The 24,403-nt window shown below is 71.1% G+C and carries 25 protein-coding genes and 1 pseudogene; 12 read left to right on the top strand and 14 right to left on the bottom strand.

The features are described 5' to 3' along the window. Positions 1 to 31 precede the first annotated feature (31 nt). The 4 genes from pstS to trxA all read right to left on the bottom strand — a co-directional run bounded on the left by pstS (position 32) and on the right by trxA (position 4,285). On the bottom strand, positions 32 to 1,180 hold the full coding sequence (gene pstS, locus ACWGL3_RS19345) for a phosphate ABC transporter substrate-binding protein PstS (protein WP_267947575.1): 1,149 nt from the start codon (positions 1,178 to 1,180) through the stop codon (positions 32 to 34). A gap of 391 nt (positions 1,181 to 1,571) precedes the next feature. Beyond that, a complete protein-coding gene (locus ACWGL3_RS19340; protein ID WP_452461630.1) occupies positions 1,572 to 2,369 on the bottom strand; it encodes a response regulator transcription factor in 798 nt (265 codons plus the stop codon). Between the two features lie 383 nt (positions 2,370 to 2,752). After that, the gene (gene pstB, locus ACWGL3_RS19335) at positions 2,753 to 3,625 is read right to left on the bottom strand and encodes a phosphate ABC transporter ATP-binding protein PstB (protein WP_267947577.1); all 873 of its coding nucleotides are present in this window, start codon (positions 3,623 to 3,625) and stop codon (positions 2,753 to 2,755) included. 285 nt (positions 3,626 to 3,910) lie between these two features. Further along, complete coding sequence (trxA, locus tag ACWGL3_RS19330; RefSeq protein WP_267947578.1) at positions 3,911 to 4,285, bottom strand: thioredoxin; 375 nt, start codon at positions 4,283 to 4,285, stop codon at positions 3,911 to 3,913. Between the two features lie 273 nt (positions 4,286 to 4,558). Here trxA and ACWGL3_RS19325 point away from each other — a divergent pair, with 273 nt between their 5' ends. Together ACWGL3_RS19325 and ACWGL3_RS19320 are read left to right on the top strand one after the other, a co-directional pair. Next, positions 4,559 to 4,924, top strand: coding sequence for a YidH family protein (locus ACWGL3_RS19325; RefSeq protein ID WP_355013123.1), 366 nt, complete (start codon positions 4,559 to 4,561; stop codon positions 4,922 to 4,924). Beyond that, positions 4,921 to 5,295 (top strand): DUF202 domain-containing protein, encoded by a 375-nt coding sequence (locus tag ACWGL3_RS19320; RefSeq protein ID WP_267947580.1) that lies wholly within the window; start codon positions 4,921 to 4,923, stop codon positions 5,293 to 5,295. The genes ACWGL3_RS19325 and ACWGL3_RS19320 overlap by 4 nt, the downstream gene beginning before the upstream one ends. 216 nt (positions 5,296 to 5,511) lie before the next feature. Here ACWGL3_RS19320 and ACWGL3_RS19315 read toward each other — a convergent pair whose 3' ends face one another. From ACWGL3_RS19315 to ACWGL3_RS19305, 3 genes are all read right to left on the bottom strand, one after another. Then, complete coding sequence (locus ACWGL3_RS19315; RefSeq protein ID WP_267947581.1) at positions 5,512 to 6,495, bottom strand: NAD-dependent epimerase/dehydratase family protein; 984 nt, start codon at positions 6,493 to 6,495, stop codon at positions 5,512 to 5,514. 103 nt (positions 6,496 to 6,598) lie between these two features. Next, positions 6,599 to 7,312 (bottom strand): PIG-L deacetylase family protein, encoded by a 714-nt coding sequence (locus ACWGL3_RS19310; RefSeq protein ID WP_267947582.1) that lies wholly within the window; start codon positions 7,310 to 7,312, stop codon positions 6,599 to 6,601. 113 nt (positions 7,313 to 7,425) lie between these two features. Continuing rightward, the gene (locus tag ACWGL3_RS19305; RefSeq protein ID WP_267950211.1) at positions 7,426 to 8,133 is read right to left on the bottom strand and encodes a WbqC family protein; all 708 of its coding nucleotides are present in this window, start codon (positions 8,131 to 8,133) and stop codon (positions 7,426 to 7,428) included. 394 nt (positions 8,134 to 8,527) lie between these two features. On the opposite strand from ACWGL3_RS19305, the gene ACWGL3_RS19300 reads away from it, so the two are divergent. Continuing rightward, complete coding sequence (locus tag ACWGL3_RS19300; protein ID WP_267947583.1) at positions 8,528 to 10,066, top strand: glycosyltransferase family 2 protein; 1,539 nt, start codon at positions 8,528 to 8,530, stop codon at positions 10,064 to 10,066. 128 nt (positions 10,067 to 10,194) lie between these two features. After that, positions 10,195 to 10,605 (top strand): DUF3817 domain-containing protein, encoded by a 411-nt coding sequence (locus tag ACWGL3_RS19295; RefSeq protein ID WP_267947584.1) that lies wholly within the window; start codon positions 10,195 to 10,197, stop codon positions 10,603 to 10,605. Here the strand turns inward: ACWGL3_RS19295 and ACWGL3_RS19290 are convergent. The 4 genes and pseudogenes from ACWGL3_RS19290 to ACWGL3_RS19275 form a co-directional block, all read right to left on the bottom strand. Beyond that, a complete protein-coding gene (locus tag ACWGL3_RS19290) occupies positions 10,581 to 11,369 on the bottom strand; it encodes an SURF1 family protein (protein WP_267947585.1) in 789 nt (262 codons plus the stop codon). The genes ACWGL3_RS19295 and ACWGL3_RS19290 overlap by 25 nt on opposite strands. A 357-nt stretch (positions 11,370 to 11,726) precedes the next feature. Then, the gene (locus ACWGL3_RS19285) at positions 11,727 to 12,140 is read right to left on the bottom strand and encodes a PIN domain-containing protein (RefSeq protein WP_267947586.1); all 414 of its coding nucleotides are present in this window, start codon (positions 12,138 to 12,140) and stop codon (positions 11,727 to 11,729) included. Beyond that, the gene (locus ACWGL3_RS19280) at positions 12,137 to 12,358 is read right to left on the bottom strand and encodes a type II toxin-antitoxin system VapB family antitoxin (RefSeq protein ID WP_267947587.1); all 222 of its coding nucleotides are present in this window, start codon (positions 12,356 to 12,358) and stop codon (positions 12,137 to 12,139) included. Before ACWGL3_RS19280 ends, ACWGL3_RS19285 begins: the two co-directional genes overlap by 4 nt. 99 nt (positions 12,359 to 12,457) lie before the next feature. Beyond that, positions 12,458 to 12,992, bottom strand: a pseudogene (locus ACWGL3_RS19275) (DinB family protein). Between the two features lie 155 nt (positions 12,993 to 13,147). Here ACWGL3_RS19275 and ACWGL3_RS19270 point away from each other — a divergent pair. Continuing rightward, positions 13,148 to 13,915: an alpha/beta fold hydrolase gene (locus tag ACWGL3_RS19270; RefSeq protein WP_267947589.1), complete on the top strand. Its 768-nt coding sequence runs from the start codon at positions 13,148 to 13,150 to the stop codon at positions 13,913 to 13,915. A gap of 101 nt (positions 13,916 to 14,016) precedes the next feature. Here ACWGL3_RS19270 and ACWGL3_RS19265 read toward each other — a convergent pair whose 3' ends face one another. Together ACWGL3_RS19265 and ACWGL3_RS19260 are read right to left on the bottom strand one after the other, a co-directional pair. Further along, complete coding sequence (locus ACWGL3_RS19265; RefSeq protein WP_267947590.1) at positions 14,017 to 14,424, bottom strand: VOC family protein; 408 nt, start codon at positions 14,422 to 14,424, stop codon at positions 14,017 to 14,019. A 223-nt stretch (positions 14,425 to 14,647) separates the two neighbouring features. After that, complete coding sequence (locus ACWGL3_RS19260; RefSeq protein WP_267947591.1) at positions 14,648 to 15,310, bottom strand: class II aldolase/adducin family protein; 663 nt, start codon at positions 15,308 to 15,310, stop codon at positions 14,648 to 14,650. Positions 15,311 to 15,631: 321 nt separating this feature from the next. Between ACWGL3_RS19260 and ACWGL3_RS19255 the strand changes: the two genes are divergently transcribed. The 5 genes from ACWGL3_RS19255 (at position 15,632) to ACWGL3_RS19235 (ending at position 23,154) form a co-directional block, all read left to right on the top strand. Next, positions 15,632 to 17,158 carry an aldehyde dehydrogenase family protein gene (locus tag ACWGL3_RS19255; RefSeq protein ID WP_267947592.1) on the top strand — a complete coding sequence of 509 codons (1,527 nt, stop codon included), beginning with the start codon at positions 15,632 to 15,634 and terminating at the stop codon, positions 17,156 to 17,158. 181 nt (positions 17,159 to 17,339) lie between these two features. Next, positions 17,340 to 18,911, top strand: a complete 1,572-nt coding sequence (locus tag ACWGL3_RS19250; RefSeq protein ID WP_267947593.1) for a GMC family oxidoreductase — start codon at positions 17,340 to 17,342, stop codon at positions 18,909 to 18,911. After that, positions 18,908 to 20,122 carry a quaternary amine ABC transporter ATP-binding protein gene (locus ACWGL3_RS19245; RefSeq protein ID WP_267947594.1) on the top strand — a complete coding sequence of 405 codons (1,215 nt, stop codon included), beginning with the start codon at positions 18,908 to 18,910 and terminating at the stop codon, positions 20,120 to 20,122. Before ACWGL3_RS19250 ends, ACWGL3_RS19245 begins: the two co-directional genes overlap by 4 nt. A 1-nt stretch (position 20,123) precedes the next feature. Further along, positions 20,124 to 22,088 carry an ABC transporter permease gene (locus tag ACWGL3_RS19240; RefSeq protein WP_452461629.1) on the top strand — a complete coding sequence of 655 codons (1,965 nt, stop codon included), beginning with the start codon at positions 20,124 to 20,126 and terminating at the stop codon, positions 22,086 to 22,088. A 124-nt stretch (positions 22,089 to 22,212) separates the two neighbouring features. After that, a complete protein-coding gene (locus ACWGL3_RS19235; RefSeq protein ID WP_452461631.1) occupies positions 22,213 to 23,154 on the top strand; it encodes a glycine betaine ABC transporter substrate-binding protein in 942 nt (313 codons plus the stop codon). Positions 23,155 to 23,281: 127 nt separating this feature from the next. Here the strand turns inward: ACWGL3_RS19235 and ACWGL3_RS19230 are convergent, their stop codons facing one another. Continuing rightward, positions 23,282 to 23,521, bottom strand: coding sequence for a hypothetical protein (locus ACWGL3_RS19230; RefSeq protein WP_267947596.1), 240 nt, complete (start codon positions 23,519 to 23,521; stop codon positions 23,282 to 23,284). 185 nt (positions 23,522 to 23,706) lie between these two features. Between ACWGL3_RS19230 and ACWGL3_RS19225 the strand changes: the two genes are divergently transcribed. Both ACWGL3_RS19225 and ACWGL3_RS19220 read left to right on the top strand, forming a co-directional pair. Beyond that, the gene (locus tag ACWGL3_RS19225; RefSeq protein ID WP_452461628.1) at positions 23,707 to 24,063 is read left to right on the top strand and encodes a type II toxin-antitoxin system RelE/ParE family toxin; all 357 of its coding nucleotides are present in this window, start codon (positions 23,707 to 23,709) and stop codon (positions 24,061 to 24,063) included. Beyond that, on the top strand, positions 24,060 to 24,380 hold the full coding sequence (locus ACWGL3_RS19220; protein WP_267947597.1) for a helix-turn-helix domain-containing protein: 321 nt from the start codon (positions 24,060 to 24,062) through the stop codon (positions 24,378 to 24,380). Before ACWGL3_RS19225 ends, ACWGL3_RS19220 begins: the two co-directional genes overlap by 4 nt. Positions 24,381 to 24,403 lie beyond the last annotated feature (23 nt).

The raw sequence follows: 24,403 nt of genomic DNA, 5'->3' as shown, positions 1-24,403 counted from the left end.
GGGTAACGGGTACCCCGGCCCCGCTGGAGGGTTACTCCGTCGCTTCGGCGTCCTCTTCGGCGCCGGTGTCGGCGTCGGCGTCGCCGCCGCCGTTCTCGGAGTTGGTCTTCTCCAGCTCGGTGATGACGCGCTCGGTCAGCTCCTCGTTGAGCGGGGCGTAGCCCAGCTCGCCGGCCAGGTCCTGGGCGCCCTGGTCGGTCAGGGCCCAGGTCCAGAAGTCGATGATCGCGTCGGCGTTGGCCTGGTCGTAGCCGCAGGTGTAGGTGAAGATCCAGTTGGATCCGGCGATCGGGTAGCCCTCGCCGCCGATGTTGTCGATCGAGAACTGGAAGTTGTCCGGGATCTCGGCCTCGCCGGTGGCGGCGATCGTCGACTCCAGGGTCGGCTCGATCGGGGTGCCGTCCTCGTTGACGATGTGGGCGACGGCCAGGTCGGCCTCCTGGGCGAAGGACTGGTTCACGTAGCCCAGGCCGCCCGGGTTCTGGGTGATGCCCTGCGCGACGCCGTCGTTCTGCTGGCCGCCGACCAGGCCGTCGGCCCAGTCCAGCTCCTTGCCCTCGCCGTACTCGTCCGCCCACGACTCGACCTCGGTGGTCAGGTAGTGCGAGAACACGTAGGTGGTGCCGGAGCTGTCGGAGCGGTGGACCGGGATGATCTCGTCGCTCGGCAGGTCCATGTCCGGGTTGAGCTCGGCGATCGCCGGGTCGTCGAACGTGGTGATCTCGGTGGAGTAGATCCCCGCGAGGGTCTCCGCGTCCAGGACGAGGCCGTCCAGGTCGGGGTTGCTCAGGGCGATGACGACCGCGCCGAACACGACGGGGAACTGCACGGCCTCACAGCCGCGGGCCTCGGCGGCGGCCGCGAGGTCCTCCTCGCCCAGGAACTCCTCGGAGGAGCCGAAGTCGACGGTCTGCTCCAGGAACTGCTCGACGCCCGCACCGGAGCCGACGCTCTGGTAGTTGACGCTGACCCCGGGCTGCACGCCGTTGGAGTACTCGTAGATCCAGTCCTGGAACAGGGGGTCGGGGAAGCTGGCACCGGCGCCGGTCAGCTGCGCGCTGAGATCGCCGCCGCCACCACCGTCTGCACCGTCGCCTGCCGCGTCGCCGCCGCCACCGCACGCCGTGGCGAGCAGGGGGATGGCTGCCAGGACGGCGAGCTTGGAACGCCCGTTGCGCATGTCGTAGTTCTCCTCGTTGAATCACCGCTGTCGGGGCTGACGTAAAACGACAGTAAGCGTGCAGAAAGTCGCGCTGACATCGAAATGGAGGCCGGTTGGTAGAAGGCGGGTGAATGCGAAGTGAATGGGGGTAACCGTTTAATAACGGCGGGGCGTTTCCGTGGTTGTCGACTTCTGTCATGCGCCCGGGACTCACGGTGATGACCTGCGGGTATGCCGACTCCTGTGCGGGTTTCGCCGTGACCGACCGGCAAGGAAGGTGACGTGTCCGGTTGCCCTTCGGTTCACCTTCACGTGTGTCGATCGGCGAAGTGACGCCTACATGAACAATGGGTCGCTCCGGCGCCTGCTGGAGGACCCTGGATGTTCGTCGGTAGCTTTTTGTATGTGGTCAGCCACCATTCGAGGTATCGAGACGGTAGCCGATTCCGCGCACCGTGTGGATGAACCGGGGCTGGGCCTCGGAGTCGCCCAGCTTGTGTCTCAGGCGGCGGATGTGCACGGCGATCGTGTTGTTCACCGGAGGCAGGGGCTTGTGCCACACCTCGGTCCACAGCTCCTCGCGGCTGACCACCCGCCCGTTGTTGCGCAGCAGGAAGTCCATGATCCCGAACTCACGCAGAGCCAGGTTGACCGGGTTGCCGTCCACGAACAGCCGGTGTCCCAGGGCGTCGAGCTCCAGCGCCCCCGAACGGAGCGCGGACGGCGACGCCCCGCTGTCCGGTCCGCCCCCGTCCGCGCCGGGGAGCGAACCGCGCAGCAGGGCCGCCAGTTCCGGGATCCGGTAGGGGCGGCTCACGCACGCCGTCGCGCCGGCCGCCAGCGCCCTCATCGCCCGCTGGGAGTCGCCCGGCCCCACCCCGATGAGTATCGGGATCTCGGTCGCCCGGCGGGTGACCCGCACCAGCGTCTCCAGGTCCACCTCGGGCGGGTTCGCGCTGGTCACCAGCGTGTCCGGACGCATCATTCCCACCCGCAGCAGCGCCTCCGCGCCGTCCACGCACACCGTGATGTCCACGTCGTGGCCGCTCAGCGACAGCACCAGCTGGTGGGACTGCTCCGACTCCGGTTCGACCAGCAGGACCCGAAGCGGGCCCTCCCACCGCTCCGGGCGCTCGACCGGGTCCGCGTCGCCCAGGGCGCCCGGGGTGGGAGAGGGGACGGACGCGGAGGGCGTGAGCGCGGGCATGGGGGTCCACTTCGTCGAAGGTGCGGGAGAGGGGCGGCCCCGTCGCGGCCGATCCGGCCGACCGTCCCGTCGCCGGCCGCCCGGGCCGACCGGCCGAGGCGGCCCGCCATCGCCGGTCGCCCCGGTGGGGCTGTCAGGACCGCAGAGCCGATCGGCCGAGGCGGCCCGCCATCGCTGGTCGCCCCGGTGGGGCCGCAGAGCTAGGGCTGATCAGCCGAAGCGACCCGCCATCGCTGGTCGCCCCGGTGGGGCCGCAGGGCTAGGGCTGATCAGCCGAAGCGGCCCGCCATCGCTGGTCGCCCCGGTGGGGCCGCAGAGCTAGGGCTGATCAGCCGAAGCGACCCACCATCGCTGGTCGCCCGGGTGGGGACGGTTGGGGCTGATCAGCCGAAGCGACCAGCGATATAGTCCTCGGTCCTCTGGTCGGACGGCTTGCTGAAGATCGTGGTGGTCTCGTCGTACTCGACGAGGCTGCCGTAGCGGTCGCCCGCGTCGTCCACCCCGGCGGTGAAGAACGCGGTCCGGTCGGACACGCGCGCGGCCTGCTGCATGTTGTGGGTCACGATGACGATGGTGTACTCGCTGGCCAGCTGGTACATCAGGTCCTCGATCTTGAGGGTCGCGATGGGGTCGAGCGCGGAGCACGGCTCGTCCATCAGGATCACCTCGGGGTTCACCGCGATCGTGCGCGCGATGCACAGGCGCTGCTGCTGGCCGCCGGAGAGGGCGAACGCGCTCTCCTTGAGCTTGTCCTTGACCTCGTCCCACAGGGCGGCCTTGGTCAGCGTCTCCTCGACCAGGTCGTCCATGTTGCCGCGGGCGCCGTTGATGCGCGGGCCGTAGGCCACGTTGTCGTAGATCGACTTCGGGAACGGGTTGGGCTTCTGGAAGACCATGCCGATCCGGCGGCGCACCTCGATCGGGTCGACCTCCGAGGCGTACAGGTCCTCGCCGTGGTAGGTCACCCGCCCCTCGATGCGGGCGCCGGGGATGAGGTCGTTCATCCGGTTGAGGGTCCGCAGGACGGTGCTCTTGCCGCAGCCGGACGGGCCGATCATCGCGGTGATCTGGCGCGGCCCGACCTTGAGGTTCACGTCGCGCACGGCCTTGTTGGACCCGTAGTAGATCGAGAGGCCGGAGACGTCGAAGACGGGGTCTCCGAGGTCGGGGACCTCGCGGTTGTACCGGACGGTGTCGGGTGCGACGCCGCGACCGGACTCGGTGCCGCGAGGGGACGCGGTGTTGCTGACAGACATGGGTCCACTTCCGGGTCGGACGGTGCTTGCGCGGTCATGGGGGGCAGAACCGGCGGAGCGCGGTCGAATACCATGCAAATCCGTCCACATGAAGGCCGAGTGAACGATCCTCGTGGCGAAGGTGAACGTGGGCGGTGAACTCGGAGGCGTTCCGAACGCGGAACGTTGCGCTTCCGTCACCGAAGGAGGGGGCGGACGTGGCGGTCCCGTGCCCGGACATGCGAACGCCCGGCCCTCCCGTCGTCGCGGGAGGGCCGGGCGCGGGGTCTTCCCGGCGCCGCCCGGTTACTCCGGGGCGTCGCCGCCCTGCTCGGTGATCTTCTGGCGCACCTCGTCCATGTCCAGCTCTTTGGCCTGGGTGATCAGGCTCTCCAACGCCTCGGAGGGCAGAGCGCCGGGCTCGTTGTAGATGACGGTGCGCTCGCGCACGATCATCAGCGTCGGGATGGACTGGATCTTGAACTCGAAAGCCAGCTCGCGCTGCGCCTCGGTGTCCACCTTGGCGTGCACGATGTCGGTGTGGGTGTCCGCGGACTTCTCGAAGACCGGGGCGAACTGCCGGCAGGGACCGCACCAGTCCGCCCAGAAGTCGATGAGGACGAAGTCGTTGTCCTTCAGCGTCTCCGCGAAGTTGTCCTTGGTGAGCTCGACCGTGGGCACGTGGTCTCCTGATCTCTTCGTTGGTTGGTGTCGACCGTCGGCCAACCGCCATCTCTCAGTCCTACAGCGGTCGTGCCCACTCGTTTGTTCCGCATGCGTTCCCGGGGCCACGGACCCGTGTCCAGGACAAGAGGTTTCCGACACAACACGTGTTGCATACCTGTTTGGGAGGAAAGGAGCTTGGCGGCTAGGGTCGGTCGGAGGGGCGCGGATCCCTCGTGGGGAACCGTGGCCGGACGGGGACGGAGCGCGCGGAGCGCCAGGTGGACGGGGGTGGCCGTGAAGGACGATGCGGCGCCCGGGGACGGCGCCCGGGAGCGGGACGTCGACTACCGGTTCACCCTCGCGAACGAGCGCACCTTCCTCGCCTGGGTCAGGACGTCCCTGGCCCTCCTCGCCGGAGCCGTCGCGGTGCTGCACCTGCTCCCCCTGGGATGGGCGGAGTGGCCCCGCACCGCGGTCGGTCTGCTGCTCGCGGCGCTCGCCGGGGTCATCACGGTCTACGCGCCGCTGCGCTGGTACCGCGTGCAGAGGATCATGAGCCGGGGCGGGACCCTGCGGCTGAGCCTGCTCCCCCTGGTCACCACGTTCGCGGTGGGGCTGGTGTGCGCCCTCGTCCTGCTGGGCAACCTCCTGTGAACGCGCCCGTCGACCGCGACGACCCCGGGCTGCAGCCCGAACGCACCCTGATGTCGTGGCAGCGGACGCTCATCCTCCTCGCCGTGGTGGGCCTGCTGTTCATGCGCGGCTCGCTCACGAACGACGTCGACAGCGTCCTCCAGGCGTCCCCGCCGGTGCGCGTGGCCACGGCGGCCGCGCTGCTGGCCGTGTGCGCCGTGCTCGCCTTCCACCTGTGGTGGCGCTGGCGCCGGATCGGCTACGGCACCCGGGACCCGGGGACGGGCGGGCCCCCGTCGGCCGTCGCCAGGCCGTGGGCCATGGCGTTCCTGTGCTCGTCGGTGCTCGCGCTGAGCGTGGTCCTGGTGCTGACGGTGCTGGCGGGCTCCTGAGGGGCCGGTTCCGGCGTCCTCTGGCGTCCTGCCCCTATGCCCTGGCCGGGCTGGTCGGCGGGGGTCCGGCGCCGTCACTCCTGTCCCTCCGCGGGCGCGGTGCGCGCCGGGGGTCCGCCGGAGCGGGCGGCCACCCCTCCCGGGCGCGGTGTCCGGGGTCCCTGAGTCGGAGCCGGCTGGGGCGGGGAGGCGCCCCGTGCCGGACCGGCCGGGTTCCTACGCGGGGGCGGGCACGGGCGGTGCCGTGCTCCGGTGCTCCACGATCGACCGGATGATGTCGTTGAGGTCGCGCTCGGGCCGGTAGCCGACCAGGCGCCCGGCCAGGGAGGTGTCGGGGTAGCGGCGCTGCATGTCCTCGTAGCCCTCCCCGTACGCCTCCTCGTAGTCGATGTAGGTGATCGGGCTCGCGGAACCGGTGAGCTCGACGACCCGGTCGGCCAGGCCCTTGATCGAGATCTCCTCGTGGCCCCCCAGGTTGACGGCCTGGTTGTAGGCCTCGGGGGTCTCCATCAGTCTGAGGAGGCCGGGCACCACGTCGAACACCGAGCCGAAGCAGCGGCGCTGCGTCCCGGTGCCGTACACGGTGATCGGCTCCCCGGCCATCGCCTGGTCGACGAACCGGGGGACGACCATGCCGTAGCGGCCGGTCTGCCGGGGGCCGACCACGTTGAAGAAGCGGGCGATGACGCACGGGACGCCGGACTCGGTCCCGTGCACGTAGGCGATCAGCTCGTCCAGCCCCTTGGCCGCGGCGTAGGACCACCGGCTCCTGGTCGCGGACCCGTAGATCCGGTCGTCGCCCTCCTTGAGCCCGTCGGCGTCGTTCTTGCCGTAGACCTCGCTGGTGGACGCGATCATGTACGGCACGCGGTGCGCGACGGCCGCCTCCACCACGTTCTCCGTCCCGTGCAGGTTGATCCGCAGGGAGCGCAGCGGGTTGTCGACGATGTTGTAGACGCCGACGGCCGCGGCGAGGTGGAACACGGTGTCCGCCTCCGCGACCAGCGCGTCGACCAGCTCCCTGTCCAGGACGTCCCCGCGCACGAAGCGGAATCCGGGTGAGCCCTCCACCCGGGAGAGGTTCGCGGCGGAACCGGTCGACAGGTCGTCCAGGACCGTCACCCGGTGTCCCCGCGCGACCAGGTGGTCGCACAGGTGAGAGCCGATGAACCCGGCTCCTCCGGTCACTACAGCCTTCATGGTTTCCCCTCCACTACGAGCGGTGTGCGTTGAGGTGCTTCCAGCGTTGCGCGAGCGGGGCGCGTGTCGGAGAAGTGCGTGGACCGGGGCGGGGCCCGGTCGTTCAGGCCAGGCAGCGGAGCACGTGGAACCCCTCCCCGAGCGCGACCCCGGCCTGCATGCCGCGGAGCACGGCGAGGCTGCGCAGGGTCGGTTCGGAGCGCGTGTGCGGGTGCCTGTGGCTCTGCGAGCCGTACAGCTCCATGGCGTGGAGCTTGTCCGCCAGTTGGGACTCGTCGAGTTCGACGACGAGGTTCGGCGGCGCCACCGGCTCCGACCGCCACTGGTCGGCGGCCTCCTCGTAGGCCAGCACCAGCCGCGGGTGGTGGCGCAGGGCGGTGTCGGAGGGGCGCAGGGCGGTGTGCACGGCCTCGGCGGTGGCCTGGTGGTCCTGGTTGTAGCTGGTGCGGTGCGGCGCGAGCACCACGGTCGGCCGGAGCCGTTCGACCGACAGGGGGCTCTCCCGCTCGATCAGCCGGGTCAGGTCCACCCGGGCGACGGTGTCGAGCCGCAGGTGGTGGGCGTCACCGGGGAGGGCCATGTGCCAGTCGTCCCAGCGGAAGTGGTCGGAGACCTTCTTGATCTCCGCGTAGCGCTCCTCTGCGGTGGAGAAGCCCTTCGGCGACTGGTCGGCGGTGTCCCCGACGGTGAGGAACTGGACGAACACCTCGGCTCCGGCGCTCTTGGCCTTGCTCATGAGGCCGCCGCAGCCGAGCGTCTCGTCGTCCGGGTGGGGGGCGTAGACCAGGATCCGTTCCTGGGACCAGTCCGTCGTCATGCCGGTGTGCCGTCCTTTGCCGAGGTGGGGGCGATCGTGGTTGTCCCGAACCCGTGGAGCGGTCCCGTGCCCGCGGTCGCGGGCGGGGTGCCGACCCGCGTGCCGACACGCGGTCAGCTCCGGGTCTGTGCCTGCCGGAGCACCTGGAGCGCGTCCGGCCCGGCGTTGAGAAGGAGGTCGATCGCCGACAGGCGCGGCACGAAGCCGGCTCCGGCGGGCAGGTGCTGCGGGTAGACCGGATGCCGGAAGTCCTGCCATTCGACGCCGATCCCGTAGCGGCGCAGGGCCCCGGTGTCCAGGTAGTCCCTGGCACCGTCCCCCGAGAGCATGATGTCCGCGCCGGTCTTGGCGCAGATCTGGGCGAGCAGTTCGCTCTTGCGCCCCGGGAAGTCCCCGATCTCGCTGGCGAGCAGCACCGGGGTGTCGATCCCGAAGCAGCGCATCAGCATGCGGGTCGTCTCCGTGGCGAGCTCCGCGAGGCCGTCCCACTCCGTTTCGTACAGATGGGCGATCTCATCGCGGTATTCGCGCCAGTACGGCGCTCTGCGGTAACAGTGTTCCGAGAGTGCCTTGTAGTGCTTGATCCGCCATTGGCGCCCGTTGTCAATGCGCTTGTCCAGTATGCGATCATCGCGGTTGCCCTGGTTGACCGGCACGGTGAGCAGGACGGGCTTGTCACGCCCCGCGACGTAGTTCCGGTTCTGCCAACCACGCCGTTCAAACTGCACCGTGTCCAATACGACGAAAAGGTCGGCCCGGTCGATCTTGTCGATGAGGCCCAGCCAGGGCAGGTAGTGCGGCTGGTGGAGTGCCACCCGCATGACCGAGTCGAGTTCCCCGATGTCATTGCTGGTGGCAGTGTTGCTCATGGGCCTGCTGTCCTGCTTGCCGCGGGTCGGATCAGGCGAGGGGGAGGGTAAGCCGCCGATCACGCCGAGCGTTCTCCTTCTCTCCGTGGGGCACCTTTGGTGAGGATTGTCCGAGTTTTCGGGCAGTCCGGTATAAACCGAAGTGCGTACCGCGCCACCCCGGTCCTCCTCACAAATATCTTCTAATGGGTACCACCTGACGCAAGCCCGTGTATACGATTTGCGTGGCCTACATAGGACGCGAACCAGGGGCAACCACTCAGTGCCGTAGGGCGTCAACCTAACGCTGGATGTGCGGGTTCATGTCGGTCCGAAAACCGATATCTTTCGGAGGGGTCCCAGGGCTGTGCGTATCGCTCGTTTCATCGGTGGCCTGTTGACCGGGTTGATCGCCCTGGTCCTTGCTGTCGCACTCTTCGTCTACTGGTTCGCCTTCGCCGCGGACATGGCGGCCGCCGCGGGACTGGGCGCGTTCGGCTACGTGTTCCTGTGGCTGGCGTTCGGCGCCAACCTCCTCCTGTGGACCGCCGCCGGCCTCCTGCGCCTGGGCGAGGACTCGATCCGCGCGGTGGTGCGGCCGCGCGCCCGCCGGGGCCGGGCGGTCGGGGCCGCCCCGCCGGAGCGGGTCCTGGTCGCCGCGGGCGCCTCCGAGGTGGGCGCGTCCGATGCAGGCCCCCCGGGGTCGGGCGGCCCCGTCCGACCGGCGGGGCGTCACGCCTCCGGGCGGCCCGGGGGCGCGCGGGGCGACGACCCCGGTATCTCCCTGGCGGTCGTCATCCCCGCGCACAACGAGGAGCCCGTCATCCACGCGGCCATCGGATCGGCGCTGAGCCTGTTCGACCGCTGGGACGTCTACGTGGTCTCGGACTCCTCCAAGGACGCCACGGCGGAGATCGCCGCCAGGACCGGCGTCAACGTGCTCGAACTGCTCACCAACCGCGGCAAGGCCGGCGCCATCGAGGCGGTCATCGAGGAGTTCTCCCTGACCGAGAACTACGGCGGTGTCCTCATCCTGGACGCCGACACCGAACTCGACCCGGGGTACGTGGAGGGGGCCAGGCGCCAGCTGGAGGACCCCTCGGTCGCCGCCGTCGCGGGCTTCGTCGTCTCGGAGTGGAAGCCGCAGGAGCGGACCCTCGTCGGCAGGACCATCTCCGCCTACCGGGACCGCCTGTACTTCATGCTCCAGTACCTCATGCGGTTCGGGCAGACCTGGCGGCACGCCAACACGGCGTTCATCGTGCCGGGCTTCGCCAGCGTCTACCGCAGCGAGGCCCTGCGGGAGATCGACGTCAACCCCCCGGGGCTGGTGATCGAGGACTTCAACATGACCTTCGAGGTGCACCACAAGCGCCTCGGGCGCATCTCGATGAACCCCGACACCAAGGCCTACAGCCAGGACCCCTTCACGTTCGGGGACTACTACAAGCAGGTCGGCCGGTGGACGCTCGGCTTCTGGCAGACCATCCGCAGGCACGGGATCTGGCCGAGCGTCTTCTGGGCGTTCCTCGCGCTCTACGTCGTCGAGGTCGTGCTGGTCTCCCTGGTCCTGCTGCTCACCGCGCTGCTCGGGGTGTTCGTGCTCGTGGGAACGCTCGGCGGCGAGCCCTTCGGGACGCTGCCGTTCTTCGGAGGGGCCTTCACGGCGGTGTCGGCGCTCCTGCCGCTGACGGCCATCGCGATCGGCCTGTTCATCCCGGACTACATGCTCACCTGCCTGCTGACCGTGGTCCGGCGGCGGCCGTCCTACCTGCTGTACGGCCTGTTCTTCTTCCCGATCAGGCTGGTGGACGCCTACCTGTCGCTGCGTATGGTCCCCAAGGCGTGGACCACCGACTCCGACGGTCGGTGGAGCAGCCCGGACCGCACGTCCAACAAGAGCTGAACTGCGACGATGTGAGATTGTCCGGCCTCGTCCACCCCGGGGGGCCGTGGCCGCGGGCAGCGTTTAGCCTCGAGGAGGGACCCCGACCCTCCTCGGGGCGGAAGTCTGACGAAGCGTGTGAGGTAGCGGTGGACAAGAGGCGTGTGTCGTTCGGGCTGTACAGGGTGCTCGCGTACGTGACCGGCGTTTTCCTGATCGGGCTGACCTTCGTGGCCATGCCCGCCAAGTACCTGGTCGGTGAGACGGCCCGCTTCTCCCTGATGCCGGCGCCGCAGGGGCTGGAGCACTGGTTCGGCCCCGAGTCGCCGCTGATGCTCTTCATCGCCATGCCGCACGGCTACATCTACATGGTGTACGTCTTCGCGGTGCTGTGGGTCGCGCTGGACCGGCGCTGGAGCGCCGCCCGCACCCTCGGCGTGGCCCTGGCCGGCACCGTCCCCGTGGTCGGGTTCGTCGTCGAGCACCGGATCGTCAGGTCCGAGCAGGCCAAGGAGGCTGCCGCGGGCGAGCGGGCTCAGGAGCCCGCGACCGCGGGCTGACCCTCCTGCTCCTCCCCGTCGGAGGCCCGCTCCCGCCGGGAGCGGGCCTCCGCCAGTTCCCGGCGCATGAGGATGATCCAGAAGACCACCGCGGAGACGCCGAACATCGCCCACTGCACCGTGTAGCTGAGGCTGCGCCAGTTGACCTCGACCTCGGTGGGCGGCTCGGGCGGCGGCACCGGGACGAGGGAGTCCGTGGCCGGGTCCTGCCCGGGCAGCGTGACGTAGCCCTCGTAGAGGGGGTGGTCCCACTCCTGGACCAGGACGGAGGCCGCGATGCGCTCGACCTGTCCCTCGGTCACCTCGACGGGGACGACCCCCTCGGCCCCGACGGGCGGCAGCAGCCAGCCCGTGACGGTGACCTCGCCGCCGGGGGCCTCGGGGACGTCCTGCCCCTCCTCGGCCCAGCCCCGGTTGACGGTGACGGCGCTGCCGTCCGCGGTGACCAGCGGCAGGATGACGTCGTGCCCCAGGACCCCGTCCACGACCCGGGGCACCAGGAGCTGCTCGGCGGTGTCGTAGCGTCCCGTGGCCTCGACCGCCTGGTTCGCGAAGGAGTCGGGGTGCATGTACGCGCCGGGTTCCAGCAGGTCCTCGACGGGGCGGGCGGAGGCCAGGTCCTCGACCGGGTTGGTGATCACCTCCCGGTCGGGCTCGAAGGCGCGGACGAACTGCCACGAGGTGCCGGTGGCGCACACCAGGACGACCAGCAGGGCGACCAGGTGGATGCCGAGCCAGCGGGGGCTGAGGAGCGGAGATCTCACCGGTCCAGGCTATGCGCGGCCTCCGGGCGGGCCGTCATGACCCCTGGTTGACGATGTCCCGAAGCCCTTGGGCTGCGGCCTGCCCAGCAATGACGATCACTTTAAGTAGTTTCTCGTGACTGAGGGTTGTTCTTCGAGGTTGGGGTGGGTAGTGTCGTCATCAACGCGGAACGACAGGGTCGATCCGCGGCAGACCTTACAGGCCGCGACTCCCGGGGGGAGGAGTCGCCGGCCGCTTCCCAGGCGAGGGTTGCTTCCGTACTTTGAGGGGGGATGCGGGAGCGACCCTCGCCACCTTTCTTCTGGGGCGGGCCCACCGGTCGGTGGGCCCGCCCCGTCGCGTGCCCGCGGCCGGTCTCAGGGTGTGTTCCGGACGGATCGCTCGCGCAGGTCGGTGAGGTGGTGTGCCGCCGTCGCGAAGTCGTTGTCGTCGTGCAGGACGACAAGACCGTGGTGTGCCGCCGTCGCGGCGATGAGCAGGTCCACCGAGGACATCGCCCGGTGCGCGCCGCCCCGGAGGAGCCGGTACTGCGCGGACTCCACCCACTGCCAGGCGCTCTTCGGCGTGGGCACATCGGGGTGCAGGGTCTCGAACATCTCGTTGAACTGCTCGTACTCGTCGAGATTGCGTGCGGAACGGCGGAATTCCGTACGTTGGACGGCACAGGACCCCACCGCCCCCTCGACGACGACGTCGCGCCAGGCATCCCTGTGTTTCGGGTCCCTCAGAACCCGCCACAGCGCGGACGAGTCGATCAGGTACCTGATCACTCCCCATCCCCCTTCTCGGCGGAGCGCCTCTTCTGCCAGCTCTCGTAATCCCAGTCCCGTGCGAGTGCGGAGAAGTGTTCCAGGGCGGCTATGCGACGGTGTCTGGCCGCGTATTCCCTGAGGGCGAGGTTGACCGTCTCCTTCTTGGTCGAGGCGCCGGAGAGTCTCATGGCCTCACGAAGGGCCTCGTCGTCGATGTCGACCTGGGTCAGGCTCATGTCGGACTCCGTTTCATGGTGATGTACATGTTGAGCATATGCCATGGACATCACCATGAAACGGCTTGCCGCGTGTCCGCGGCCGGTCCGGGACCGGGGTCAGCCCATGGTCTTCTGGCCGTCCAGGCCCTCGCGGACGATGTCGGCGTGGCCGCAGTGCTGCGCGGTCTCGCGGAGGATGTGCAGCAGCACGTCGCGGGCCGTCCAGGCCCCCCCCTTCGGGGAACCACGGCGCGCTCGGGAGCGGGTGCGAGACCTCCAGGTCGGGCAGTTCGGCCACCAGCCGCTCCGTCTCCCCGGCCGCCAGCTCGTAGTCCTCCAGGACGCCGGCGAGGGTCTCACCGTCCAGCAGCCGGAAGCTGTCCGCGTGCTCCTGCCAGGTGGACGGGTCGTCGTAGTCCACCTCCGTCGGCGCGGGGCCGTTCCGGATGAAGTCGGCCCAGCTGCGCTCCGTCGACACCACGTGCTTGAGCAGGCCCCCGAGGGTCAGCTCGCTCACCGTGGTGCGCCGCGCCGCCTGCTCGTCGTCCAGCCCCCGGAGGGTGAAGCGCAGGAAGTCGCGCTGCTCCCCCAGGGCGCGCAGGAGGGACGCGCGCTCTGCGTCCAGGACCTTCTCCGTCGTCGTCGCCATCATGACCACCGCTTTCCGTCGCACCGAAGCTCGTGGTCACCACCCTAGGAACCATGGAGGTCAAGTACTGTCCTCCACTTGGCGCGGTAGGCAGGGGCTTTCCTGGAACCCCCGAGAGGACACCGGATAACCTGGCGTTCTGGCGACCCGGAGGTTCCATGGCCCTGATCCCGCTCCAGTACCGAATCGACGGCCCCAGGCACGCGCCCGTCGTCCTGCTCGTGCCACCCTTCGGCACGACGATGTCGGTCTGGGAGCCGCAGATGCCGGAGCTCACCCGCGACCTCCAGGTCCTGCGGGTCAACCACCGCGGCCACGGCTCCTCACCGGCCCCCGCGGGGCCCTGCACGGTGGCGGACCTCGCCCTGGACCTGCTCGGCGTCCTCGAGGACCGGGGCTTCTCACGGGTGTCGGCCGTCGGCGCGGGGCTGGGGTCCGCACTGCTGGTGTGGATCGCGGCGAACTCGCCCCGGAGCCTGGACCGCCTGGCGCTGCTCGCCGCGGCCCCGCGCACGCCCGCCGTGCACAGGTGGGACCGGATCGCCTCGCGGGTGCGGGAGGTCGGCCTGGAGTCGGTGGCCGCCGACGTCGTGCGGCCGTGGTTCACGCCCGACATGGCCGAGGACCGCCCCGAGGTCGTGGCCAGGTTCACCGAGGACTTCGGCCGGCTCGACCCGGGCGGGTTCGCCTCGGTGTGCGACGCGGTCGCGAAGCTGGACCAGCGCCACCTGGCCGCCGAGGTGCGGGTGCCCACCCTGGTCGCGTCGGCCGCCCACGACCCGCTGCTGCCCCCGGGCCACGGGCGCAGGCTCGCCGACGGGCTCCCCGACGCCCGGTTCGAGGTGGTCCCCGGGGCCGCGCACCTGCTGGGGGTGGAGCGCGCGGACCGGGTCAACGAGCTGCTGCTGGAGCACATCGTCCGCTGAGGGGCGAACCGGGAGCCCCGGGGCTCCCGGCCCGGAGCCGCACGCCGGTTCCGGCGGCCGTCGTCCCCGGAGGACCGGCGCCCGGCGCAGGGCGCCCGGGGTCAGAGCGCCAGGTCGGGCAGGAGCGGCTGGTTGATCTCCAGCAGGTAGCCGTCGGGGTCGCGGAAGTGCGCCGCGCGGACGCCCCAGGCCGTCCAGTCCCGCGGCTCCATCGCCTGGCGGGCGCCGTCCGCGACCAGCTTGGCGGCGGTCACGTCGACGTCGTCCACCTCGAAGATCACCGCGATCCGGTCCTGGTGGGGGAGTGCGGGGTCGGCGGTGTCGGTCTCCAGGGCCTCGGCCATCACCTCACGCTGGTTGATGGCGAGCCGGGTCCCCGATTCCACGTCGAACTCGGCGTAGCGGCTCGTCTCGTCCCCTCGGAGGACGGGGAGCCTGAGGACCTCGGAGTAGAAGTGGAAACAGGCCTCGTAGTCGTTGACGAGGAGCCTGATGTAGCTGCAGCGCATGGAGCCTCCCACCGGCCGGGGTTGGTCGTCCCCACCATTGTGGCGTTTCCGGGCGGCATGTCACCGGGTATCCGCGCCGGGTTCGCGTGGGCCCGGTCACGGCGCGGCCCCGCCGGGGCGGCGAACGGCTCCGCTCCGACGGCCGGTGCGCGCATCCGGTCCGTCGCCCACGGGACCCCGGCCCCGGAGCGGCGGCGACACGGAACTCCGAGGGGCGCGGCGGCTACCAGACGTCGGGGCCGGCCCACCCGTAGGCGTCGCGCCGGCGCACCTGGGCCAGCTCGTCCTCGGAGAGCACGCGGGGCTCACCGATCCGGCGGGCCCTGACGTAGGCGGCGCACAGCCAGTCGAGGAGGCGGAGGTTCTCCAGGGCGTGCGCCAGGTCGCGGCCCAGGGCGAGCCCGCCGTGGTCGGCCAGGAGGGCGGCGTCGCGGCCCTTGAGGGCCTTGGCCGCGAGGTCGCCGATCTCGCCGCTGCCGTAGGTCGTGTAGGGGGTCACGGTGACCGCCCCGCCCAGGGCGGCGGCGCGGTGGTGGATCGGCGGCAGTTCGGCGAGCACGGAGGACACGGCGACGGTGTCGGCGGTGAACGCGTTCACGACGGCCGTCACGTCGCGCCCGCCCTCGGCGGCGCGGCGGTGGACGGCGATGTGCAGGGTGGCCTCGGCCGCGGGGTCGCGGCGCCCCTCCAGGACCCGGTCGTCGAGCGACATCACCGGGCAGTCGGCGGGCTGGAGCCGGTCGAGGGGGACTCCGTGGGGGGTGACCACGACGAGGTCGCCGCTGCGGACGCTGACGGTTCCCGCCTCCCCGGGGGCGGTGCCGGGACCGTCCGCGAGGGCGCGGGCGGTCAGGCAGACGTCGCGGCGTTCCTGTTCGAGCAGCATGCTTCCTCACGGGTTGCGCGGTCGGGCGCGGCTCCGGTGCGGGCCGTGTCGTGAGAGCGCCGAAGTGCGGACGAACCCACTTAGGTACACCTCAATGTACGTCAAAGACTGTGGCCGGTATTCCCCAGGTGCGGGTGTTCGTCCCGGGGGCTGCCGTCACTCGGCGTAGTTACTTGCCTGTGTGCGGCGCGAGGCGTGCCGACGGCTGTCCCCGAAGGCCGGGGAGTTCCTCCAGCCCAGTCGGGGTTGTGGGGGCGCTGTGACGTGTGCGTCTTAGAGACGAGGCAGTTTGTGAGTACGCATCTTGGGCAAACCGGACCCGTGAACGAACCCTACGTAACCTTGCCGTCCGTGCCGTACCTGTCCGAACCGGGCTCCGCGACGGCCACCAGCCTGTACATCGACGGCGAGTGGCGCGCGGCGCGGAACGGCCGTGTCCGGGAGATCCTGGACCCGGCGGACGCCTCCGTCCTGACCATCGTCAGCGAGGCGGGCCGCGCCGACGCCGAGGACGCCATCGCCGCCGCGCGGCGCGCCTTCGACACGGGGGAGTGGCGCCGCACCACGGCCGGGGAGCGGGGGCGCGTCCTCGACCGCATCGCCGACCTCCTCCAGCGCGACCGCGCGGAGATCGCGGTCATGGAGTCGCTCGACACCGGCAAGACCATCGAGGAGGGCGGGATCGACGTCGACGACGTCACCGACGTCTTCCGCTACTACGCCGGACTCGCGGACAAGGACGCGGGCCGCCTCGTCTCCGCGCCCGAGGGGGTGCACAGCAAGGTCGTCCACGAGCCCGTCGGCGTCTGCGGCATGATCACCCCCTGGAACTACCCGCTGCTCCAGCTCGCCTGGAAGATGGCCCCCGCCATCGCCGCGGGCAACACCATGGTGGTCAAGCCCAGCGAGATCACCCCCGTCACCACCGCCAAGCTGGTCGAGCTCACGACCGAGGCGGGCATCCCCGCGGGTGTGGTCAACCTGGTCACGGGGAGCGGCCCCGACGCGGGCGCACCGCTCTCCGAGCACCCCGACGTGGACCTGGTCTCCTTCACCGGCGGTCTGGCCACCGGCAGGCGGATCATGGCGGCGGCCTCCCGGACCGTCAAGAAGATCGCCCTGGAACTGGGCGGCAAGAACCCCAACATCGTCTTCCCGGACGTCGACCTCGACACCGCCGTGGACTACGCGCTCAGCGCCGCGTTCTTCCACTCCGGGCAGGTGTGCTCCGCCGGCGCGCGGCTCATCGTGCACAACGCGATCCACGACGCCTTCACCACCGAGCTCGCCCGCCGGGCCGAGGCCATCCGCATCGGCCGGGGGCAGGACGAGGGGGTGCGCTGCGGACCGCTGGTGTCGGCCGAGCACCGCGCCAAGGTCGAGGCCGCCGTCGCGCGCGGTGTCGAGGAGGGCGCCCGCATCATCGCCGGGGGCAGGCGGCCCGAGGACCCCGGGCTCGCCGACGGCTACTTCTACCGGCCCACCGTGTTCGTGGACTGCGACCGGTCCATGGACATCGTCCAGAACGAGGTGTTCGGCCCGGTCGTCACCGTGGAGCGGTTCGAGACGGAGGCCCAGGCGGTCGAGCTCGGCAACGACACCGACTACGGGCTCTCCGGGGGTGTGTGGACCGGTGACACCGCCCGCGGCGAGCGCGTCGCCGCGGCCCTGCGCCACGGCACCGTCTGGATCAACGACTACGGCCCCTACTTCCCCGGAGCGGAGTGGGGCGGTTTCGGCCGCAGCGGCGTCGGCCGGGAGCTGGGGCCGGCCGGCCTGGACGAGTACCGCGAGGCCAAGCACATCTACCGCAACCTGGCGCCCGAACCGCAGCGCTGGTTCGGCTGAGGCCCCTGCCCCGCCCCTCGGGGCGTCCGACGCCCGCCGGCGCCGTTCCGTCCTCCGCGCCGGCGGGCCCCGCCCCCACGACCGCGGAGCACCCCCGCCCCGCATCCGCACGACAGCAGAACCCGCGCAGGTCGGTTTCCCCGGCATCCCCCGGGCCAGAGACAACGAGAGGAATCGGACCGTGGCCACAGAGACCACCTACGACTACGTGATCGTCGGCGGAGGCACAGCGGGCTCGGTGATCGCCAACCGCCTCACCGAGGATCCCGGCACCACCGTGTGCCTCATCGAGGGCGGCCCCGACGACCGCGACCTGGAGCACGTGCTCCGGCTCCGCGACTGGCTGAGCGTCCTCGGCGGCGACCTCGACATGCGGTACACGACCGTCGAGCAGCCGCGCGGCAACTCCGACATCCTGCACTCCCGGGCCCGCGTGCTCGGCGGGTGCTCCTCGCACAACACGCTCATCAGCTTCCGGCCCTTCGCCGAGGACCTGGACGACTGGGTCGCGGCGGGCGCCGAGGGCTGGGACAACGCCACCGTGCAGTCCTACGCCGACCGCATCAGGTGCAACATCGTCCCGATCGCCGAGAAGGACCGCAACGCCATGGTCCGGGACTGGGTCGCCTCGGCCGCCGAGGCCGCGGACGTCCCGGTCGTCGAGGACTTCAACGCGCTCACCTCCCACGGCGGCGGCTTCGCCGAGGGCGCGGGGTTCCTGTCCATCGCCTACGACCCCTACACCGGCCACCGCTCGTCGGCGTCGGTGGCCTACCTGCACCCGATCATGGACGTGCGGGAGAACCTCACCGTCATGCTGGAGACCTGGGTCGACCGGCTGCTCCTCGACGGCGACCGCGCCACCGGGGTCCGCGCCACCGCCGCGGACGGCACGCGCCTCACCGTGAACGCCCGCCGCGAGGTCGTCCTGTGCGCCGGGGCGGTCGACACCCCCCGCCTGCTCATGCTCTCCGGGATCGGCAACGCCGAGGAGCTGCGCGCCGTGGGGGTCGAACCCGTCCACGACCTGCCGGGCGTGGGCGAGAACCTCCTCGACCACCCCGAGTCGATCATCATGTGGGAGACCGACCGGCCGGTCCCGCAGAACACGGTGATGCACTCGGACGCGGCCCTGTTCGTGCGGCGCGACGACAGCGACCCGCGTCCGGACCTGATGTTCCACATCTACCAGATCCCCTTCGACGACAACACGAAGCGGCTGGGCTACGAGTCGCCGCCCGACGGCTGGGCGGTGTGCATGACGCCGAACATCCCCCGCTCCCGCTCGCGCGGCAAGCTCTCCCTCACCAGCGCCGACCCCTCGGTCCCGCCCGCCCTGGACTTCCGGTACTTCACCGACCCCGAGGGGTACGACGAGAAGACCGTCGTGGACGGCCTGAGGATCGCCCGCGAGGTGGCCGCCGCAGAGCCGTTCCGCTCCTGGATCAGACGCGAGGTCGCCCCCGGCCCCGCGGTCACGACCGACGAGGAGCTGTCCGAGTACGGCCGCCGCGCGGCCCACACCGTCTACCACCCCGCGGGAACGTGCCGCATGGGAGCGGCCTCCGACGACACCGCCGTGGTCGACCCGCGCCTGCGCGTCCGGGGGCTGCGCGGACTGCGCGTCGCCGACGCCTCGGTGTTCCCGACCCTCCCCACCCCCAACCCCATGGTCATGGTCCTGGCGCTCGGGGAGCGGGCCGCCGACCTGATCCGGCAGGACGGGCGGGCCGTGGACGGGGAGAGCCGATGAGCACGCGCGCGGAGGGGGAGGCCGTCCCGCAGGAGGGCGCCTCCGACACCACCTTCTCGGTGCGCCACCTGTGGAAGATCTTCGGCAGGAACGCCGACAGCGTCATCGGCACGGACCTGGAGCACGCGGACCGCGACCGCATCAAGGACGAGACCGGCTGCACCGTGGCGGTGCGCGACGTCTCCTTCGACGTGCGGACCGGGGAGACCTTCGTGGTCATGGGCCTGTCCGGCTCCGGCAAGTCCACGCTGATCCGGTGCCTGACCCGGCTGATCGAGCCCACCTCCGGGCAGGTGCTCCTCGACGGCGAGGACATCGGGGAGGCGGGGCCGCAGAGGCTGCGCGAGCTGCGCCGCCACAGGATGGCGATGGTCTTCCAGCACTTCGGGCTGCTGCCCAACCGCAGGATCATCGACAACGTGGCCTACGGCCTGGAGGTGCGGGGCATGCCGCGCCCCGACCGCTACGCGCGGGCCCGCGAGATGATCGACATGGTCGGCCTGGGAGGCTACGAGAACTCCCGGCCCGGCGAACTCTCCGGCGGTATGCAGCAGCGGGTCGGCCTGGCCCGCGCGCTCGCCGTCGACCCGCAGGTCCTGCTGTTCGACGAGCCCTTCAGCGCGCTGGACCCGCTGATCCGCCGGGACATGCAGAACGAGGTCGTGCGGCTCCAGCGGGAGCTGCACAAGACCTCCGTGTTCATCACCCACGACCTCCAGGAGGCGCTCAAGCTGGGCGACCGCATCGCCATCATGCGCGACGGCGAGCTCGTCCAGGTCGGCACCCCGGAGGAGGTGGTGGGGCGCCCCGCCGACGCCTACGTCGCCGACTTCACCTCCGACGTCGCCCGCACCACCGTGCTGACCGCCCGGTGGCTGGTGCGCGAGCCCTTCCCGGGGGAGCGCACGGACGGACCGACCACCGAACCCGGCACGGTCCTGGCGGAGGTCCTGCCGATGCTCGCCGCGAGCACCGCGCCGGTCCGGGTCGTGGAGGGCGGCACCCTCCTGGGCTACGTGGGCCGGGACGACGTGCTGCGCGCCATCGCGGAGGACCAGCTGGAGAACGCCGCGGCGGCCGCCGCCATCGAGGGGGAGACGTCGGAGGAGCTGTCCGACGGGGCCACCGACCCGGCGTCGGCGAGCCACGTCGCGGACCTCGGCGACGACGGTGGGCCCGGCGGGTCCGCCACGGCCGGGAGCGGTGGGTGACATGGCCGCTGTGACCCGACCCGCCGCCGGCTCCGGGAAGGCCGCCCCGGGCGGCGCCGGGGGAGGAGGCCCCTCCCTCCTGCGGAACACGTGGGCGCAGGCCGCCGCGGTCGTCGCCGTCCTCGTGGCCGGGTACTGGACGACCCGCGCGCTGGGCGGCCCCGCGTGGGCGGGCCCCTTCCCGACCGCCGTCGGGGACGCCTTCATGGCGTGGCTCGACGGCGTGTACGGGTGGATCGTCGTCAACCGCAACGACAGCCCGCTGTTCCTGTACTTCTTCAACTACGTGTCCGTGGGACTGGGGTCGGCCGTCGTGCTGATCGACCAGTTCCTCGGCTTCCTCACCTGGCCGGGCGTGACCGTCCTCGGGGTGCTCACCGCCTGGCGGGTCGCCGGGTGGCGCGTGGCGCTCCTGGTGCTCGCCGCCTTCGGGGTGTTCGCGCTGACCGGGCTGTGGAACGAGTCGATGACCACCCTGGCGCTGATCATCGCGTCGGTGTTCATCGCCCTGCTGTTCGGCATCCCGCTCGGCGTCCTCGCGGGCCGCAGCGACCGGTTCCACCGGGGCGTGCGCCCGGTGCTGGACTTCATGCAGATCATGCCCGCGTTCGCGTACCTGCTGCCGTTCGTGCTGCTGTTCGGCATCGGCAACCCGGCCGCGGCCGTGGTGACCGCCGTGTACGCGTTCCCGCCCGTGGTCCGGATCACGGCGCTGGCGATCCGCGAGGTGCCCGGGGGCGCGGTCGAGGCGGCCACGTCGCTGGGGTCCACGCCGTGGCAGGTCCTCACCAAGGTGCAGCTGCCCCTGGCCAGGCGCACCATCCTGCTCGGCGTCAACCAGACCATCATGCTCGCCGTGTCCATGGTCGTCATCGCGTCGGTCATCGGCGCCGGCGGGCTGGGCGACGCGATCTACCAGGCGCTCTCCAAGGTGAACGTCGGCCAGGCGTTCCAGGCGGGCCTGGCGATCGTCATGCTCGCCATCGCCCTGGACCGTGTGACGGGCGCGGTCGGCCACGGCGCGCGCACCCCGGACGTCCCCGAGCGGCTCCGGCTGCCGCTCCTCGGCGGCGGGCTCGTGCTGACGGTCGCCGTGGTCGCCGTCGCGCGGCTCATGGGCGTGCGCGGGTGGCCGCGCGAGGTCGCGGTCGACCTCGCGGCCCCGGTCAACGCCGTCTACGAGGCCGTCCAGGCGGCGATCGGTCCGACCACGGCCGCGCTGGGCGCATGGACCCTCGACTGGGTCCTGGGGCCGCTGGGCTCGCTCCTGACGGGGTCGCCCTGGTGGCTGGTGACGCTCGCCGCGGCGGCCCTGGCGTGGATCTTCTCCGGCTTCGGGGCGGGCGCCGTGTCCGGGCTGGCGTTCGTGGGGGCGGGCCTGCTGGGCGTGTGGGACAACGCCATGGACACGCTCTCGCAGGTGCTGGTGGCGTCCGCCCTGACCATCGCGCTCGGCGTGGTGATCGGCGTGCTGATGTCCCGCAACGACGTGCTCGCCGCGATCCTCAAGCCGGTCCTCGACGCCATGCAGACCCTGCCGCCGTTCGTCTACCTGATCCCGGCGGTGGCGCTGTTCTCGATCGGCCGCGTCCCGGCCCTGGTGGCGGCGGTCGTCTTCGCCCTGCCGCCGGTGATCCGGCTGGTCGACGACGGCATCCGGGGCGTACCCGCCCCGACCCTGGAGGCGGCCCGCTCCCAGGGGTCCACCAAGTGGCAGCTCCTCACGAAGGTGGAGCTGCCCATGGCGCGCGGCTCGATGCTGCTCGCCGTCAACCAGGGGATCATCCTGGTGCTGTCCATGGTGGTCATGGGCGCCCTCGTCGGGGCCGGCTCGCTCGGCTTCGACGTGGTGTTCGGCCTGGCGCAGAACCAGCTCGGCCTCGGCCTGGCGTCCGGGCTGGCGATCGTCTGCCTGGGCCTGTTCCTGGACCGCCTGACGCAGGGAAGGAGGGCACCCCGTGCCTAGACAGGACCCCCGGGGCCCGTTCCCCGACCGTGTCCGCGCGCTGTTCGGGACGGGGGCCCGCACCGCGCCCCGGTCCGCGCGGCGGGGGCCGGGCGCGCCCGCGCCCCGCCGCGCCTCCCTCCTGGTGAGGGGGATCGCGGTCGGCCTGGCCCTGGCCGCGGTGGGTGCGTGCGCGGTGCGCACCGACCAGATCGCCCGGGACCCGGGCGTCGTCCGCATGGCCCTCAACGGCTGGGTGGGCTACGAGGCCAGCGCCGAGGTGCTGGCGTACATCCTCCGGGAGGAGATGGGCTACGACGTCCAGCTGGTCCGGACGGACGAGCAGCCGTCGTGGCAGGCCCTGGACCAGGGCGTGCTGGACGTGATCGTCGAGAACTGGGGCCACGAGGACCTCATGGACCTCTACGGGCCCGAGGGCAACGGCACCGTGGTCGACGGCGGCCCCAACGGCAACGTCGGCGGCATCGGCTGGTACGTCCCCGGCTACGTGGTGGACGAGTACCCGGAGATCGCCGCCGTCGACGGGCTGAAGGAGCACACGGACCTCTTCCGGACCGCCGAGACCGGGGACCGGGGGGAGTTCCTGGGCGGGGCCCCCGGGTTCGTCACCCAGGACCAGGGGATGGTCAACGCCTTCGACCTGGACCTGGAGATCGTCTTCGCGGGGTCGGAGGCCTCGCAGATCACCGAGGTCCGGCGGCGCTACGCCGAGGAGGAGCCCGTGCTCTTCTACTTCTACGATCCGCAGTGGCTCCAGGAGGAGCTGGAACTGGTCCGCGTCGACTTCCCCGCGTGGGAGCCCGGATGCGACGAGGACCTGGAGTGGGTGCCCTGCGACTACCCGGTCTACGACATGAACAAGATCTTCCGGACCGGGTTCGTGGAGGCGGACGAGCCCTCGTACCAGTTCCTCGACAACTGGACGTGGACCAACGAGCAGCAGAACGAGGTCGCCCGGATGATCGCCGAGGAGGGGCTCGACCCCACCGAGGCCGCCGAGATCTGGGTGGACGGGAACCGCGACGTGTGGGAGCCCTGGCTCCCGGAGGGCCGCGCGGACCGCTGACCGCGGGCTGCCGGCCGCACGGTCCGCCGCCGGGACGGGGGAGGCCCCGCCCCGGCGGTCCGCCGTCACCGGGACGGTTCCCGGCCCGCAGCCCCGCACGGCGGCGCCGCGCGCCCCGGGCCGACCGTCAGGAGCGCGGCCGCTCGTACCTCAGGCGCCGGTCCACCCAGTACACGTTCACGCAGGTGCCGACGAACCCCGCGACCAGCAGGACGACCAGCCACGCGTCGGCGTCCCAGGCCAGGGCCAGGACCAGGCCGACCAGCATCACCAGGGCGCCGAACACGGCCAGGACCAGTCGGAACCCCAGTGCGCTCGCGGGGCGCTCGGGACTGCCGAGCGGTCCCCTCAACCTGCCTCGTCGCATACCGCACCACCTCCCTCCACCAGTCCTACCCCAGGACCGCCCGGCCCCTCACCCGCCCCGGCCCCTCCGGACGCGCCGCCGACTTTCGAGAAGCCCGTATACGCACGAGCAGATCTCTTTAGGATTTCCTTAAGAGCCGGTAATCTGAAGGTCGGTGAGTGTCGTTGGGTTCGTGGGAGATTCTCATGACCGGGGAAGTGGAGGAGTTCCTGGATGTTCTCCACACCACGGATCAGAAGACCCACAGGTTGGTCAACCAGGCCATTCTCGTGTTGGAACAGAGCGGTCCTGCTGAAGGAAGACCTCTGGTCGACACGGTGGCGGGGTCGGTTGTCGCCAATCCGAAGGAGCTTCGGCCCGGCTCCTCCTCGGGAACAGAGGTCCGGATCCTGTTCGCCTTCGATCCGTGGCGCTCCGCGATCCTGCTGGTCGCGGGGGACGAATCGGGGCGATGGAAGACCTGGTACCGAGAGGCGATACCTCGGGCGGAGTGTCTCTACGAGTCCTATTTGACGGAGCGGCGGGAAGAGGTGGGGCGATGAGCGGATACCGGCGTTGGCGGGACAGCGGCCATCTGGAGAAGGCCGTGGAGTCCTCGGGGGGGCAGGAGCAGTTCGAGGAGGAGGTCACACGCCTTCGCGATCGGGCGAGGGCCTGGCGCCTGGTCGAGATGCGCAAGCACCGGGAGCTGAGTCAGTCGCAGGTGGCCCAGAGGATGGGGGTGTCCGTTGCGAGAGTGTCGCAGATCGAATCCGGGGACCTCTCCACCCGTGACGTACTAGACCGCTACGTGACCGCGCTCGGCGGGACGCTGCTCATCATCGCGGACTTCGGGGACGAGCAGATGAAGGTCGGCTGAGGCGCGGAGGCGGGGGCGCCCGA

The sequence above is a fragment of the Nocardiopsis sp. NPDC055824 genome, from assembly GCF_053616335.1.
This window is presented reverse-complemented; position numbering and strand designations above follow the sequence as displayed.

Excerpts from the sequence above, each read along its gene's own strand:
- ACWGL3_RS19340 (WP_452461630.1), bottom strand. The coding sequence starts at position 2,369 with ATGCCCGCGCTCACGCCCTCCGCGTCCGTCCCCTCTCCCACCCCGGGC.
- ACWGL3_RS19260 (WP_267947591.1), bottom strand. The coding sequence starts at position 15,310 with ATGCTGCTCGAACAGGAACGCCGCGACGTCTGCCTGACCGCCCGCGCC.
- ACWGL3_RS19265 (WP_267947590.1), bottom strand. The coding sequence starts at position 14,424 with ATGCGCTGCAGCTACATCAGGCTCCTCGTCAACGACTACGAGGCCTGT.
- ACWGL3_RS19225 (WP_452461628.1), top strand. The coding sequence starts at position 23,707 with ATGACCGGGGAAGTGGAGGAGTTCCTGGATGTTCTCCACACCACGGAT.
- ACWGL3_RS19280 (WP_267947587.1), bottom strand. The coding sequence starts at position 12,358 with ATGAGCCTGACCCAGGTCGACATCGACGACGAGGCCCTTCGTGAGGCC.
- ACWGL3_RS19310 (WP_267947582.1), bottom strand. The coding sequence starts at position 7,312 with ATGACGACGGACTGGTCCCAGGAACGGATCCTGGTCTACGCCCCCCAC.
- ACWGL3_RS19270 (WP_267947589.1), top strand. The coding sequence starts at position 13,148 with ATGGCCCTGATCCCGCTCCAGTACCGAATCGACGGCCCCAGGCACGCG.
- pstB (WP_267947577.1), bottom strand. The coding sequence starts at position 3,625 with ATGTCTGTCAGCAACACCGCGTCCCCTCGCGGCACCGAGTCCGGTCGC.
- ACWGL3_RS19240 (WP_452461629.1), top strand. The coding sequence starts at position 20,124 with ATGGCCGCTGTGACCCGACCCGCCGCCGGCTCCGGGAAGGCCGCCCCG.
- ACWGL3_RS19220 (WP_267947597.1), top strand. The coding sequence starts at position 24,060 with ATGAGCGGATACCGGCGTTGGCGGGACAGCGGCCATCTGGAGAAGGCC.
- pstS (WP_267947575.1), bottom strand. The coding sequence starts at position 1,180 with ATGCGCAACGGGCGTTCCAAGCTCGCCGTCCTGGCAGCCATCCCCCTG.
- ACWGL3_RS19315 (WP_267947581.1), bottom strand. The coding sequence starts at position 6,495 with ATGAAGGCTGTAGTGACCGGAGGAGCCGGGTTCATCGGCTCTCACCTG.
- ACWGL3_RS19305 (WP_267950211.1), bottom strand. The coding sequence starts at position 8,133 with ATGCGGGTGGCACTCCACCAGCCGCACTACCTGCCCTGGCTGGGCCTC.
- ACWGL3_RS19230 (WP_267947596.1), bottom strand. The coding sequence starts at position 23,521 with ATGCGACGAGGCAGGTTGAGGGGACCGCTCGGCAGTCCCGAGCGCCCC.
- ACWGL3_RS19245 (WP_267947594.1), top strand. The coding sequence starts at position 18,908 with ATGAGCACGCGCGCGGAGGGGGAGGCCGTCCCGCAGGAGGGCGCCTCC.